Raw genomic sequence first — 14,102 nt, forward strand, 5'->3', positions numbered from 1 at the left:
TGGCCCGCTCCCTTCCTGCATATTCTTGGGGACTTTCCATCATGACCAAGCGGCCGATCTTTGCCAGCCTGCTTCTCCTCAGCTCCGCTCTCGTCGCGCCCGCCGCTCTGGCGCAGGATACGGGCGCGCCCGCGCCTGACGCGCCGCCGGTCACGACCGAAGCGCCCGCGACCGACGATGCTGCGGCTCAGGACGACGAACAGGGCGATGTTTCGATCCCCGGCGGCGCCGATCAGGAAATCGTCGTCACCGGCCGCTTTACCCCCAATATCGTTCGCGCGACCCCCGAAGTTGTCTCGGTCCTCTCGTCGGCCGACATTGCGCGTACCGGCGAAGGCGACATCTCGGGCTCGCTCCAGCGCGTCACCGGCCTGTCGGTCGTCGGCGGCGGCTTCGTCTATGTGCGCGGTCTCGGTGATCGTTATTCGCTCGCGCTGCTCAACGGCTCGCCGCTGCCGAGCCCCGAGCCGCTGAAGCGCGTCGTCCCGCTCGACATCTTCCCGTCGAACGTCATCGATTCGACGCTCGTCCAGAAAAGCTATTCGGCGAACTTCCCTGGCGAATTCGGCGGCGGCGTGATCAACCTCACGACCAAGGCGATCCCCCGCGAACCCTTCATCACCTTCAGCGGCGGCATCGGTTGGGACAGCGAGACGACGAACCAGCTCGGCTATACCTATTATGGCAGCGACACCGACGGCACCGGCTTCGATGACGGCAGCCGCGATGTCCCGTCGCTCCTGAAAGCCGCCTTCGCGAGCGGCAAGCCGATCCTCGAAGGCGCCGATTTCTCCCAGGAAGATCTGGAATTTATCCAGATGGAGCTGGTCAACAGCGATACGACGTTGCTGCAACAGAATGACCATATCCCGATCAACTGGTCCGCGGGCATCACCGGCGGCACGACGATCCCCTTCGCCGACGGCGAACTCGGGATCATCGCGACCGCGGGGATCAGCAACAAGTGGCGCACGCGCGACACGTTGCAGCAGACGTCGCTCAACCAGGATCTGTCGGGCGATCCGCAGACGAGCTACAACCGCGTGATCACCGACAACCGCATCGTCGTGAACGCGCTGCTCGGCTTCGGCCTCGAAATCGGCGAGCACAAGCTGCGCTGGACCAACCTATTTATCCGCGACACGTTGAAACAGGCGCGCCTCGGCCTGGGCACCGACGCGAACCAGGTCGGCCGCGACATTATGAAGCAGGACACCGCCTGGTACGAGCGCCAGCTGATCAACACCCAGTTCGTCGGCGAATTTCACTTTGATCAGCTGAAGGTCGATCTGCGCGGCGCCTATGCCAATTCGCAGCGCGAGGCACCCTATGAGCGCGGCTTCACCTATGTGCGTACCAACCTGCCGACCGCGCAGGACCCCACGGGTAACAAGTTCGTCAACGATCTTGGCGGCAACCGCGGCGACGCGACGATCGCCTTTTCCGACCTGAACGAAGACCTGTGGTCGGGCGGCGTCGACCTGTCGTACGAGCTCGCCCCGCAGATTACCGCTACGGTGGGTTACGCCTATTCGGACACGAGCCGTACCGCCGTGCGCCGCGCCTTCCAGTTCCGCGCCTCGGGTCTGCCGGTGCCGGTGACGCAGTTGCGTCCCGACTATCTGCTCTCCGATGCGTCGATCCAGCTTTATGACATCACGCTGGTCGAAACCTCGGCGCAGGACGGCACCGCGGCGTTCGACGCCGGGCTCACCACCCACGCCGGATATGCCCAGCTTCAGGCCGAGATCGTGTCGGGCATGAACGTCAACGTCGGTGTGCGCTATGAGGATGGCAAGCAGACCGTCGTGCCGATCGACCTGTTCGGCACGGGCGGAAGTGCGATTGCCGCAACCAATATCAAGAACGACTATTGGCTGCCGGCCGTGACGCTGACCTGGGAAGTCGCTCCCGATATGCAGCTGCGCCTCAACGCCGCGAACACGATCGCCCGCCCCCAGTTCCGCGAACTGATTGCGCAGATCTACCAGGATCCTGAATCGAACCGCCAGTTCCGTGGCAACCCGTCGCTGGCCGATAGCGAGCTGTGGAACAGCGAGCTGCGTTACGAATGGTATTTCGCCAAGGACCAACGTTTCACCGCGGCAGGTTTCTTCAAGAAGATCGAGAACCCGATCGAGGCTTACACCTCGCTCAGCACCGATTCGATCGCCAACACCAGCTTCGCCAACGCGCCCAAGGCGTTGCTCTACGGTGGCGAGGTCGAGGTGCAGAAATATTTCGCGCTCGACAAATTGTCGGACTCGGCCTTCTGGGCAAGCCGCCGCTTGGTGCTGATTGGCAACTACACTTACACCAAGTCGGAAATTCAGGTCGGCGCTGGCGACACCACGGTGATCAACGGCGTCGTGCAGGACGCGAGCAACTTCTTCTTCGACGGCGCGCCGCTCACCGGCCAGTCGGACCATCTGGTCAACGTCCAGATCGGGCTCGAAGATCAGGACAATCTGTCGCAGCAGACGCTGCTCCTGACCTATGCCAGCCCGCGCGTCACCAGCCGCGGTCCGTCGGGTCAGCCCGATATCCGCGAAAAGCCGGGCATCTCGCTCGACTTCGTCGCTCGTCAGGGCATCTCGCTGCTGGACAAGGAAATCGAGCTGAAGTTCGAGGCGCGCAACCTGACCGGGCGTAACTATGAGGAAGTGCAACAAGCGGGCGACAACCGCATCTTCCTCAACCGTTACAAGCTGGGCCGTACCTTCTCGCTCAGCGCGTCGCTCAAGTTCTAAGGTCAAATCCTCCCTGTCGCATAGCGACGGGGAGGGGCCGCCCGCGAAGCGGTATTAGATGGAAGGGTTGCTGGTCGATCCCGACCCTTCCGTCAGCCCCTCCGGGGCGCTCATTTCCTGCCCCCGCGGCAAAGGCAAGATACCTTCGAGCCGTCTCAGCGGACTCGCCCGAATGTCAAAAAACTGTAATCTCCCGGTCAACTGATTGTCACCGTTCGCCCCTAGGCGATTCGCGAGACAGGTTTTTTCAGTCTGGGGGGACAGAGACATTTCATGGCAACGCTGATGTCCGGATCGGCCGTTCGGCTGCCGCGCGCGCTGCCTGCATGGCTCCGCGGCGGGAGGCGCTCGCCGCGCGAGATCTGGCCGATGCTGCTGGCCGGTCTGCTCGGCGCGCTGCTGGTCTGGCAATGCGTCCGCCTGCTCTGGACATTGCTCACGCCGCTGTCGCCGCTCGGCGCGTGGCAGCCGCAGGCCGCGGTGATCGCATCGCCCGCGGAGAGGCGCGCGCTCTTCTCCAGCCTCGATCCCTTTTTCCGCGGCAATGCGCAGGGTCCGGCCTCGGCCACCGTCACCTCGGCGGGCCTGACGCTCTTCGGCATCAATCTCAACGAAGCGACCGGCGGTGGCTCGGCGATCATCGCGGGTGAGGATGGCATCCAGACCAGCTATGCAGTCGGCGACGAGATCGCGCCGGGGTTGAAGCTGGCCGGCATCGCCTTCGACCATGTCCTTCTCGACCGCGGCGGCGCGCGCGAAAGCCTGTTCCTCGACCAGAGCGGCGAAGCGCCGGCCGCAAATCCCGCGACGCCGCTGCCCACGCCGACACCCGAGATCGGGGCTGCTCCCGGCGGCGCGTCGGCGAGCGGCGAAATGACCCCCGCGGCGATCAAGGCTGGTGTCGGCTTCGCCCCGCGCACCGAAGACGGCCGCGTCACGGGCCTCGTCGTCCAGCCGCAGGGCGACGGCGCGGCGTTCCGCGCCGCGGGCCTGCGCCCCGGCGACGTCATCCGCTCGGTCGGCGGCCGCCCGATCGGATCGGCGAGCGACGCTGCCGCGCTCGCCAACCAACTTACCCCGGGGGCGCGGATCGCGCTTGAAGTCGAGCGCGGCGCCAGCGTCGTCCCCGTCGCCATTTTCCTTTCGAAGCAATAGGTTTTATGCGTCTCAAACTGTCCCTGATGCTCGCCGCCGCGCTGATTTCCGCCACGCCCGGCCCCGCATTCGCCCAATATACGCTGAACGTCCGCGACGCCGATATCCGCGCCTTTATCCAGGATGCGGCGCGGGTCACGGGCCGGACCTTCGTCATCGACGGCCGCGTCAACGGCAAGGTGTCGGTCGTCACCGACCGGCCGCTCTCGCGCAGCGAATATTTCGAGATTTTCCTCGCGACCTTGCGCTCGAACGGCCTCGTCGCGGTCCCCGGACCGAACGGAAGCTACCGCGTCCAGCCGATCGACGGCGCCGCGGCGCAGCCCGGCCGGATCGGCAGCCGCGGCGCGGCGCAGAACCAGTTCGTCACCGAAATCATCCGCCTGCGTTACATCGATGCGGTGTCGGCGGTCGAAACATTGCGCCCGCTCGTCAGCGCGCAGGGATCGCTGACCGCGAACCGCAATGCCAACAGCCTCGTCGTCGCCGATTTTGCCGACAATATCCGCCGCATCCGCGCGCTCGCGTCGAGCATCGACCGCGACAGCTCGACCAGCCAGATCGTCACGCTGAAAAACGCCGGTGCGCGCGAAATTGCCGCCGCGCTGCAGGCGCTCGTCCCGGCGGCGGGCGAGGGCGCGCAAAAGCCTGTCGCGATCGTGCCGATCGATAGCAGTAACGCGATTGCCCTGCGCGGCGATCAGGCGCTCGTCGCGCGCTTCGTATCGATGGCGCACGACCTCGACGCGAAGGCGGCGGGCGGCACCGAACTCCGCGTTTATTGGCTCGAACATGCCAATGCTGAAACCTTGCTGCCGACGCTGCAACAACTGATCGGCGGCGGCAGCGACCCGGTGCAAAAGGCCGGTCTGCCGCCCGCCTCGTCTTCGTCAATGTCTTCGTCGGGCGGCAATGGCGCGCCGGCGGCTTCCGCCGCCCCGGCTGCCCCGGCGTCGGTCGGCGGCGGCGGAAGCGGCAGCATCTCGACCCGCGGCCCCGCGATCATCACGCGTTACGAAGGCGCGAACGCGATCATCGTCGCCGCCAACAGCGAAGTGCAGCGCATGCTCGGCGAACTGATCCGCCAGCTCGACAGCCGGCGGCAACAGGTTCTGGTCGAGGCGATCGTCGTCGAGATCGGCGACGATGCCGCGAAACGCCTCGGCGTCCAGTTCCTGCTCGGCGGCAAGAATATCCCGTTCGTCGCGACCAGCTACAGCAATGCGCAGCCCAACATCCTGACGCTGGGCGGCGCCTATGCCGCGACCAAGCTGACGCAGGACAAGACGACGGTCGACGGCGAAACCGTCGTTACCCAGACCACCAGCTCGCTCGGCAACAGCTTGCAGGAAGCGGCGGCGGCGTCGCTGCTCGCGGCGACCGGCGGTTTCGCCGGTTTCGCGGGCGACATCGGCAAGAACACGATCTTTGGCGCGATCATCAACGCGGTGAAGTCGGACACCACGTCGAACCTGCTCGCGACCCCGCATATCGTGACGCTCGACAATCAGGCGGCGAAATTCCTCGTCGGGCAGGATGTTCCGATCACCACCGGCGAACAGCTGGGCGACAATTTCGAGAACGCGTTCCGCACCGTCCAGCGCGAAGAGGTCGGGATCAAGCTGGAAGTGACGCCGCAGGTGAATGGCGCCGGCGAAGTGAAGATGTTCCTGCGCCAGGAAGTGTCGAGCGTTGCCGGCCCGGTCTCGTCGCGCAACAGCGACCTCATCCTCAACAAGCGCTCGTTCGAAACCGTGCTGACCGTCGACGATGGCGAGATCCTCGCGATCGGCGGACTGCTCAACGACGACGAGCGCAAGACGATCGAGCGCATCCCGCTGCTCAGCGACATCCCTCTGCTCGGCGAATTGTTCAAATCGCGCAGCCGCACGCGGTCGAAAACCAATTTGATGGTCTTCATCCGCCCGACGATCCTGCGCAATCGCGAGGATAATGCCGCGCTCACCGCGCGCCGTTACGGCTATATCCGCGACTTCCAGCTTCAGCGCAATCCGGGCGAGGAACCCGCGATCGATACGCTGGTGCGCGACTATCTGGGTGCGGTGCCGCCCGCGCCGACCCCGCCGACCGCCGCCGACATCACCGTCGGCCCGGTCAACCTGCCCGAACTCCGCGGACCCGACGGCAGCGTGACAGCGACCGACGTCCCGCCCTCGATTTCGCAGGCGCCCGCACCGCCAACCGGAGACTATCCGTGACCGACATCGAACCGGCGGCGCCTCCCCCGGCGCCGGTTGATATACCCTACGGCTTTGCCCGCACGCACGGAGTCGTCATCGCGCAGGGCGAGGGCGGCGCGTGGCTCGCGACCTTGCGCGAAGGCGCCGACCCAGCGGTGCTGATCGAGGTGAAACGCTATCTCGCGCAGCCGCTGCGCGTCGCGACCGCGAGCGTCGCCGATTTCGACCGGCTGCTCTCCGACCATTATGCCGTCGACAGTTCGGCCGCCGCGATGGCGGGCTCGCTCGACGGCAGCGACATCGATTTCAGCCTGCCGAGCGCCGAGGATCTGCTCGACAGCGCCGACGATGCGCCCGCGATCCGCCTGATCAACGCGATCATCGCCGAAGCGGTGCGGCAGGGGGTCAGCGACATCCATATCGAACCCTATGAAAGCGGGCTCGTCGTGCGCATGCGCACCGACGGCGTGCTGCGCGAGCATCTGCGCATGCCGCCGCACGTCGCGCCCGTCGTCGTCAGCCGTATCAAGGTGATGGCGCGCCTCGACATCGCCGAACGCCGCGTGCCGCAGGACGGCCGCATCGGACTGACGCTCGCGGGGAAAGCGGTCGACGTGCGCGTTTCGACGCTCCCCAGCCGCGCGGGCGAGCGCGTCGTGATGCGTATCCTCGACAAGGATGCGGCGGGGATCGATTTCGACATCCTCGGCCTGACCGGCGCCGCCGACCAGATTTTGCGCGAGGCGCTCGCCGAACCCAATGGCATCATTCTCGTCACCGGTCCGACGGGGTCGGGCAAGACGACGACGCTTTACGCCGCGCTCAAGCAATTGAACGATGGCCAGCGCAATATCCTGACCGTCGAAGACCCGGTCGAATATGCCGTCGACGGCGTCGGGCAGACGCAGGTAAATTCCAAGGTGGGGCTCGATTTCGCCGCGGGCCTGCGCGCGATCCTGCGCCAGGATCCCGACGTCGTGATGGTCGGCGAAATCCGCGACCGCGAAACCGCCGACATCGCGGTGCAGGCGTCGCTGACGGGCCACCTCGTGCTCTCGACCGTCCACACGAACGACGCGGTCGGCGCGATCACGCGCCTCAAGGATCTGAAGGTCGAGCCCTTCCTGCTCGCCTCGACCTTGCGCGCCGTCATCGCGCAGCGACTTGTTCGCAAGCTTTGCGATCATTGCCGCGAGCCGGTGCAGGCCGACAACAGCGTCGCCGCGATGCTCGGGCTCGACATCGGCACCGTGATCTGGCGCCCGAAGGGCTGCGACCAGTGCGGCCATAGCGGCTACAAGGGCCGCATCGGCGTATTCGAGGCGATCAAGGTCGACGAGACCGTCCGCCGCTACATTTACAATGGCGGCGACGAGGCGATGATCACGCGTCATGCCTTCCTGAAATCGCCGACGCTGGCGTCGGCGGCGCGGACGATGGTCGCGAAGGGGCTGACGACCGCCGAGGAAGCGATCCGCATCGCGCGGCGCGAGGATGTCGATGCCTGATTATCGCTATGTGGCGATCGATCCGCAGGGCCGCGAGCGCAAGGGGCGGCTGACCGCCGCGAACGACGATGCTGCGCGCGCGGATCTGGTTCGCCGCAAATTCCATATCGTCGCGGTCGAGGCGGCGGGCGCGAAGCCAGCGGGCCGTTCGCTGCTCGCTTTCCGCAAGAATAAACTTTCAGCCAAGGAACTCGCGCTCTTCACGCGCCAGCTCGCAACGCTCGCCGAGGTCGCGCCGCTCGAAGAGGCGCTGCGCACCTTGACGCGTCAAAGCGAGGCCGAAAGCGCGCGCAATGTCATCGGCGATGTCCACGCGGGTTTGCTCGAGGGCCGCCGCCTCGCCGACGCGATGGGGCGCCAGCCGCGGAGCTTTCCGCCGCTTTACCGCGCGATGGTCGCGGCGGGCGAAACGACGGGCAGCCTCACCACCATCCTCGCGCGGCTCGCCGACCTGCTCGAACGGCAGGCCGAGGTGCGCGGCAAGCTGATTGCCGCGCTCGCCTATCCGATCGTGCTCGCGGTTGTCGCGATCGGCGTCGTCGCTGCGCTGATGATCTTCGTCGTTCCGCGCGTCGTCGAGCAATTCACCGACGTCGGCCAGCAGCTTCCTTTCCTGACCCGCGCAGTGATCGCGATTTCCAGCTTTGCCGCAAGCTGGTGGTGGTTGATCGCGCTGCTGATCGCCGGCGCGAGCTTCGCCTGGGTGACCGCGATGCGCCGCCCGGCATTCAAGGCGCGCGTCGATGCACGGCTGCTCCGCCTGCCGCTCTTCGGCCGCCTGCTCCGCGATCTTTACGCCGCACGCTTTGCGCGCACGCTGTCGACGATGGTGTCGAGCCGCCTGCCGCTCGTTGACGGCCTGCGCCTTACCCTTCCGACGATCCGCAACGCCGCGCTCGCCGGCGCGACCGCGACGATCGTCGATCAGGTGCGCGCGGGTGGCAGCCTGTCGGCGGCGCTCCGCGATGCCGGCGTCTTCCCGCCCCTGCTCGTCTACATGACCGCCAGCGGCGAAAGCGCGGGGCGGCTCGAACAGATGCTCGAACGCGCTGCCGATTATCTCGAACGCGAATTCGACCGCTTCACGGCCGCGTCGATGGCGCTTCTCGAACCTGTCATAATTGTCGTTATGGGGTCGTGCGTGGCCCTGATCATCCTCGCCATTCTGCTTCCGATCCTTCAGTTGCAGAACCTAGCCGGACTATGAAAATGTCGCTGATGAAGCTAATCTTTCGCCTGATGCTCGATACCTCCTATTCTGATCGGGGCCGGCCGACGGCCGGGCGCCGCAAGGCGGACGAGCGCGGCTTTACGCTGACCGAATTGATGGTCGTCATCTTCATCATCGGGCTGCTCGCCACCGTGGTGATGATCAACGTCCTGCCCAGCCAGGACCGCGCGATGGTGACCAAGGCCAGGGCCGACATCGCGACACTCGAAAATGCGCTCGAACAATATCGGCTCGACAATCTGACCTATCCCGCATCGACCGACGGGCTGAACGCGCTGACCGTCGCGCCGCCCGCGCTAGCGCAGCCCGAACGCTATCGTCGCGGCGGCTATATCAAGAAGCTGCCGGCCGATCCGTGGGGCCGCCCCTATAATTATCAGGCGCCGGGGCCGAACGGAAAGGCGTTCGACGTCTGGTCGCTCGGTGCCGACGGCGCTCCCGGCGGGACCGACGACAATGCGGATATTCGCAGCGACGGCTGAGGCGCGCGCGCGGCGCGGGCAGGGCGGTTTTACCCTTGTCGAACTGATGATCGTGCTCGCGATCATGGCGCTCGCCGCGACCGCGGTCGTGCTCACCATTCCCGGCGAAGAACGCACCGTGCGCAGCGAGGCCGACCGGCTCGCGGCGCGGCTCGCTGCTGCGCGCGATGTCGCGGTGATCGAGGGGCGCAGCGTCGCGGTCAATTTCGCGCCGTCGGGCTATGGGTTCGAACGGCGGATTTCGGGCGAATGGCAACCGCTTCCGGGCCGGGCGTTCGAGCAACGGAACTGGCCCGGCGACGTGCGCTTCGCGGCGGGCGACGGGCAGGGGGCGGCGCGCATCCTGTTCGACCGCGTCGGCATCAGCCCGACGCCGCAGGCGGTCGTATTGACCGGCGGCGAAGCGCGCGAGATCGTGCGCGTCTCGGCGACCGGGGAGGTCAGCCGTGGACCGTGATTGCGCCAAAGGCCGCGAAAGCGGATTTACGCTGCTCGAAATGCTGGTGGCCTTGAGCGTCATCAGCATCGCCGCGCTCGCGCTCATCCGCCTCGACGCCTATGCGGTGCGCACCGCGGGGGATCTCGATGAAAGCACGATGGCGGGCATCGTCGCGCAGAACCGCGCAGTCGAACTGTGGACCGATCCGGCGCCGCCGACGATCGGCAACAGCGCGGTCGGCGTCGCGAACGCCGGGCGCAACTGGCGCATCGAGCAGCGCGTCGCGAAGACCGCCGACGACGCCCTGCTGCGCATCGATCTGCTCGTCCGCCCCGAAAGCGGGCGCGGGCAGACGGCGCTGACGATCATCCGGTCGTCGCGATGAAAGACCAGCGCGGCTTCACCCTTGTCGAGATGCTCGTCGCACTCTCCATCTTCGCGGCAATCGCGGCGATGGGGGTGGGCCTGCTGCGCAGCAGTATCGATACGCAGGATGCCGTGCAGGAACGGCTGAAGGCGATGGGCGGGATCAACCGGCTGCGCGCGGTGATGGCGAACGATCTGGCGCAAGCGGTCCAGCGTTCGACGCGCGGGCCCGCGGGGGAAGCGGTTCCGGCCTTCATCGGATCGTCGACCGGCTTTGCGTTCGTCCATGGCGGCGCGGGCTCGGCGGGTGGCAGCCCGCGGCCCGCGATCGAGCGCGTTGCCTATGCACGCGTCGGCAACGAGTGGCGGCGCGCGGCGCAGCCGATGCTCGACGGCACCGCGCTCGGCGAGGGCGACCGGCTGATCGCTGACGTCGCCAGCGTCGCGGTGCGATACCGCGATGAACGCGGCAATTGGAGCGAGGTCTGGAGCTCGGAGCCGGGCGACCGCCTGCCGCGCGCGGTCGAGGTTCGCGTGGCCCGTACGGGGCGCGAGGCGCTGACGATGCTGTTTCTCACCGCGCCGACGCTGCCGCCGCCGCCGATCGCAGGCGTACCGACGCCATGAGGCGCCGTGCGAAAGACGAACGCGGCGCGGCGCTGCTCACCGTCTTGCTGCTCGTCGCTGTGATGGCGGTGATCGCCGCGACGGCGCTCGACCGGCTGACGCTCGCGACGCGCATCGCGGGCAGCGCGGCGACGGTCGATCAGGGCCGCGCTTACGCCTTTGCCGCCGAACAGATCGCGCTGCGCCGCGTCGCCGATCTTGTCGGGCGCGACCCTGCAAAGCTGACGCTTGCCGGAAACTGGCTCGGGCGCGATTTCACCCTGCCGCTGCCCGGCGGCCAGGGGCGCGCGAAGCTGATCGACGCGAACAATTGCTTCAATCTCAACAGCCTCGTCGCCGAGACCGTGCCGGGGCGGTTCAGCCAGCGATCGGGGGCGATGCGCCAGTTCGGCGAATTGATGACCTTGCTCGGGATCGATCCGGGACAGGCCCAGGCGATTGCGGGCGCGACCGCCGACTGGATCGACAGCGACAGCAACGAAGGGTCGCTCGGCGCCGAAGACAATGCCTATCGCTCGATGCAGGGCGCCTATCTGCCCGCGAACCGCAAGATGGCGGATGTCAGCGAACTGCGCGCAGTGCGCGGCGTGACGCCGAAAATCTATGCGCGGCTCAAACCCTGGATCTGCGTGCTGCCGGTGACCGATCCGGTGAAGCTCAACGTCAACACGCTGGCGCCCGAACAGGCGCCGCTGGTGGCGATGTTGGTGCCCGGCGAAATCGGCGTTGCCAAAGCGCGGGCGGCGCTGGCGGCGCGCCCCGCTGGAGGCTATGGCAGCAGCGTACGATTCTGGGAGGCGGGTCCGTTCGAAGGACGGAAACCGCCGAACGATGTTGCCGAACAGGCGGGCGTGAACAGCCGTTGGCTCACGCTGACGACGAATGTGACGATGGGGGACGGTTTCTTGACCGCAGTTTCGCTGATCGATGCCAATGGTGGGGCGCCCTCCGCGGGCCTGACGCCGCCGACGATCGTGCGCCGCGATTGGGGCGAGAGCGACTAATATGACGCGCACGCTGGTTCTCTGGCTGCCCCCCGTGGCTGCGCTTGGCGAAGGCGATGCGCCTCAGCCCGCGTGGCTGCGCGTCGATGATGGCGTGATCGTCGATAGCGGGCAGGACGACGGCTGGGTCGGCGCGTGGGAAAAGCCGCGCGACGATAGCGCCGACGACCGTCTGGTCGCGTTGGCGCCGGCCGCCGATGTGCCGCTCCGCTGGCTTCATTATCCCGACGCCGCGCCCGCACAGGCCGCCGCCGCGGCGCGGATCGACGCGCTGAAGAATAGTCTGGGCGACGCCGCGGCGCTCCACGTCGTCGCGGGCCAGCCCGCGGAAACGGGGCAGGCGGTCGCGGTCGCGGTGACCACCCACGCCGCGATGACCGCCTGGACCGACTGGCTGAAGGCGCGCGATCTGACGCCGGCCGCGATTATCCCGGCCGCCGTGGCGGTGCCGCCGCCCGAACCCGATACGCTGTGGACGGCGGAGGTTGGCGGCGAGCGGATCGTCCGTACCGCCGACCGCGCCTATGTCTCCGATCCCGAGCTCGATCCGCTGATCGCGGGCGGCCAAGCCGCGCTGCCGCTCGATGCCGACCGGATGCGCGAGGCGCTGCTGCTGACGCTCGCTGCGCCGCCGCTCGACCTGCTCAGCGGCGGATGGAAGCCCAAGCGCAGCTGGTCGGTCGACCCGGCGATGCTGCGGCTGGTGAAGCGCCTTGCCATCGCGCTTGTCGCGGTGAGTCTGCTGATCCCGATCATCTACGCGGTGCGCCTGTCGTCCGACACCGGCCGCGCCGACGATGCGGTCGTCGCGATGGCGAAGAAGGCCGGGGTGGCCGCGCCCGACGCGACCGCGGCCGAAGCCGAACTCGACCGCCGCCTCGCTGCTGCCGGCGGCGGGCCGCTCGCTTTCTCGGTTCCGGCATCGGCGCTCTATGACGCGATGGGCGATGCGCCGGGCGTAACGCTCCGGACGTTGTCGCATCGCACCGATGGGACGCTGACGACGACGCTCGCGGCGCCGCGCGTCGAAGATATCAACAAGGTGCTGCTCGCGCTGCAGGCGCGCGGCTATCGCATCACCGCGCAGCCGATGGCGGGCAGCGACGGGCAGCAAATGGCCAATATTACGATCCGGGCGGTGCCATGACCGAGCGACTGCAAAACTGGTGGATGGGCCTGTCGCTCCGCGAACGCTGGCTTGTCGGTATCGCCGGCGTGCTGGCGCTCGGCGTCATCCTGTGGGGACTCGGCCGTCCGGCGGTCGCGCTGTTCGTCGATCTCGAAAGCCAGCACCGCGCCGCGATTGAGCGCGAGGGGCGCGTGGCGGCCAAGGTGCAATTGCTCGCGCAGCGTCCGGCGAAATCGGTCGCGGCGACGGTCGATGCGGTCGCGATCGATCAATATCTTGCGCAGTCGGCGGGCGAGATCGGGCTGACGCTCGACCGCAACGAAGCACGCGGGCAGGGGCAGGCGACGATTGCGATCGCCACCGCGCGCGCGACGGTGCTCACCGACTGGCTCGCCTCGCTCGAGGGGCAGGGTTTTGTCGTCGACCAGTTGACGATCACCCCCGCCGCCGACGGCACCGTTGGCCTGACCGCCGAGCTTCGGAAGGGCGGACAATGAGTATGCGCAGGCGTTGGGCGTTTGCGGCGCTGCTGCTCGCGTTGATCCTGATCATCGCGACCCTCCCGATGCGGCTCGCGCTCGGCTGGTCGGGTGCGACCGACGCGGGCATCACCGCGCGCGAAATTCGCGGGTCGGTCTGGTCGGGCGAGCTGGTCGATGCACGGCTTGGTGTCTTGCCGCTCGGCACGGTGCGCGCCAGCCTGTCGCCGCTCGCGCTGCTCGGCGCACGTACCGAACTCGCCTTCTCGCGCGCCGACGAACGGCTTGGCGCGCTTGCGGGCCGGCTGCATGGCAGCAACCCGCAGGGCGTCTCCGACGTCAGCGGCACCACGTCGATGTCGGGCGGGCTTGGCATGATCCCCGTCGATACGATCCGCTTCGAAGGCGCCACGATACGCTTCGACGATACGGGAAAATGCGCCGCCGCAAGCGGGCGCATCCAGCTCGCGGTCTCCGCGCCCATCGCGGGGCTCGACCTTTCGCGCGGCCTGTCGGGTCCGCTGGCGTGCGCGAACGGACGCGCGCAGGCGGCGCTCGCCAGCCAGTCGGGCATGGAGCGGCTGACCCTGTCGTTCGACGGCAGCGGCGCGTACCGCGCGCAGTTCGCGATCAATGTCGACCGCGATCCCGCGATGGCGGGCGCGCTCGCCGCGCTGGGGTTCAAGGCCGGACCCACCGGTTTCGTGCTGGCGACCTCGGGCCGCTTCTGA

At 67.4% G+C, this 14,102-nt stretch carries 13 protein-coding genes; all 13 read left to right on the top strand.

What is annotated here, in order from left to right; translation table 11 throughout:
• Positions 1–41: 41 nt before the first annotated feature.
• Positions 42–2,750 carry a TonB-dependent receptor domain-containing protein gene (locus ACTJI5_RS20315; RefSeq protein ID WP_440861586.1) on the top strand — a complete coding sequence of 903 codons (2,709 nt, stop codon included), beginning with the start codon at positions 42–44 and terminating at the stop codon, positions 2,748–2,750.
• A 273-nt stretch (positions 2,751–3,023) separates the two neighbouring features.
• Positions 3,024–3,905: a type II secretion system protein N gene (locus ACTJI5_RS20320; protein WP_440861587.1), complete on the top strand. Its 882-nt coding sequence runs from the start codon at positions 3,024–3,026 to the stop codon at positions 3,903–3,905.
• Between the two features lie 5 nt (positions 3,906–3,910).
• Positions 3,911–6,124, top strand: coding sequence for a type II secretion system secretin GspD (gspD, locus tag ACTJI5_RS20325; protein WP_440861588.1), 2,214 nt, complete (start codon positions 3,911–3,913; stop codon positions 6,122–6,124).
• On the top strand, positions 6,121–7,614 hold the full coding sequence (gene gspE, locus ACTJI5_RS20330; protein WP_310251775.1) for a type II secretion system ATPase GspE: 1,494 nt from the start codon (positions 6,121–6,123) through the stop codon (positions 7,612–7,614). Before gspD ends, gspE begins: the two co-directional genes overlap by 4 nt.
• Positions 7,607–8,821: a type II secretion system inner membrane protein GspF gene (gene gspF, locus ACTJI5_RS20335; RefSeq protein ID WP_440861589.1), complete on the top strand. Its 1,215-nt coding sequence runs from the start codon at positions 7,607–7,609 to the stop codon at positions 8,819–8,821. Before gspE ends, gspF begins: the two co-directional genes overlap by 8 nt.
• Positions 8,822–8,823: 2 nt before the next feature.
• A complete protein-coding gene (gspG, locus tag ACTJI5_RS20340; RefSeq protein WP_440861590.1) occupies positions 8,824–9,327 on the top strand; it encodes a type II secretion system major pseudopilin GspG in 504 nt (167 codons plus the stop codon).
• The gene (locus ACTJI5_RS20345) at positions 9,302–9,784 is read left to right on the top strand and encodes a GspH/FimT family pseudopilin (protein WP_310251779.1); all 483 of its coding nucleotides are present in this window, start codon (positions 9,302–9,304) and stop codon (positions 9,782–9,784) included. Before gspG ends, ACTJI5_RS20345 begins: the two co-directional genes overlap by 26 nt.
• Positions 9,774–10,151 (top strand): type II secretion system minor pseudopilin GspI, encoded by a 378-nt coding sequence (gene gspI, locus ACTJI5_RS20350; RefSeq protein WP_440861591.1) that lies wholly within the window; start codon positions 9,774–9,776, stop codon positions 10,149–10,151. The genes ACTJI5_RS20345 and gspI overlap by 11 nt, the downstream gene beginning before the upstream one ends.
• A complete protein-coding gene (gene gspJ, locus ACTJI5_RS20355; RefSeq protein WP_439513007.1) occupies positions 10,148–10,759 on the top strand; it encodes a type II secretion system minor pseudopilin GspJ in 612 nt (203 codons plus the stop codon). Before gspI ends, gspJ begins: the two co-directional genes overlap by 4 nt.
• Positions 10,756–11,763, top strand: coding sequence for a type II secretion system minor pseudopilin GspK (gene gspK, locus ACTJI5_RS20360; protein WP_440861592.1), 1,008 nt, complete (start codon positions 10,756–10,758; stop codon positions 11,761–11,763). Before gspJ ends, gspK begins: the two co-directional genes overlap by 4 nt.
• Before the next feature lies 1 nt (position 11,764).
• Positions 11,765–12,910, top strand: a complete 1,146-nt coding sequence (gene gspL / locus ACTJI5_RS20365) for a type II secretion system protein GspL (RefSeq protein WP_440861593.1) — start codon at positions 11,765–11,767, stop codon at positions 12,908–12,910.
• Complete coding sequence (gene gspM / locus ACTJI5_RS20370; protein WP_058536773.1) at positions 12,907–13,389, top strand: type II secretion system protein GspM; 483 nt, start codon at positions 12,907–12,909, stop codon at positions 13,387–13,389. Before gspL ends, gspM begins: the two co-directional genes overlap by 4 nt.
• A complete protein-coding gene (gene gspN, locus ACTJI5_RS20375) occupies positions 13,386–14,102 on the top strand; it encodes a type II secretion system protein N (protein ID WP_440861594.1) in 717 nt (238 codons plus the stop codon). Before gspM ends, gspN begins: the two co-directional genes overlap by 4 nt.

Origin of the sequence: Sphingopyxis sp. 22461 (genome assembly GCF_052044915.1) — a bacterium.
Taxonomy (GTDB): domain Bacteria; phylum Pseudomonadota; class Alphaproteobacteria; order Sphingomonadales; family Sphingomonadaceae; genus Sphingopyxis.

What these genes read in the sequence shown, in the direction of transcription:
- ACTJI5_RS20315 (WP_440861586.1), top strand. Translation starts at nt 42, where the DNA reads ATGACCAAGCGGCCGATCTTTGCCAGCCTGCTTCTCCTCAGCTCCGCT.
- ACTJI5_RS20320 (WP_440861587.1), top strand. Translation starts at nt 3,024, where the DNA reads ATGGCAACGCTGATGTCCGGATCGGCCGTTCGGCTGCCGCGCGCGCTG.
- gspD (WP_440861588.1), top strand. Translation starts at nt 3,911, where the DNA reads ATGCGTCTCAAACTGTCCCTGATGCTCGCCGCCGCGCTGATTTCCGCC.
- gspF (WP_440861589.1), top strand. Translation starts at nt 7,607, where the DNA reads ATGCCTGATTATCGCTATGTGGCGATCGATCCGCAGGGCCGCGAGCGC.
- gspG (WP_440861590.1), top strand. Translation starts at nt 8,824, where the DNA reads ATGTCGCTGATGAAGCTAATCTTTCGCCTGATGCTCGATACCTCCTAT.
- ACTJI5_RS20345 (WP_310251779.1), top strand. Translation starts at nt 9,302, where the DNA reads ATGCGGATATTCGCAGCGACGGCTGAGGCGCGCGCGCGGCGCGGGCAG.
- gspJ (WP_439513007.1), top strand. Translation starts at nt 10,148, where the DNA reads ATGAAAGACCAGCGCGGCTTCACCCTTGTCGAGATGCTCGTCGCACTC.
- gspK (WP_440861592.1), top strand. Translation starts at nt 10,756, where the DNA reads ATGAGGCGCCGTGCGAAAGACGAACGCGGCGCGGCGCTGCTCACCGTC.
- gspL (WP_440861593.1), top strand. Translation starts at nt 11,765, where the DNA reads ATGACGCGCACGCTGGTTCTCTGGCTGCCCCCCGTGGCTGCGCTTGGC.
- gspM (WP_058536773.1), top strand. Translation starts at nt 12,907, where the DNA reads ATGACCGAGCGACTGCAAAACTGGTGGATGGGCCTGTCGCTCCGCGAA.
- gspN (WP_440861594.1), top strand. Translation starts at nt 13,386, where the DNA reads ATGAGTATGCGCAGGCGTTGGGCGTTTGCGGCGCTGCTGCTCGCGTTG.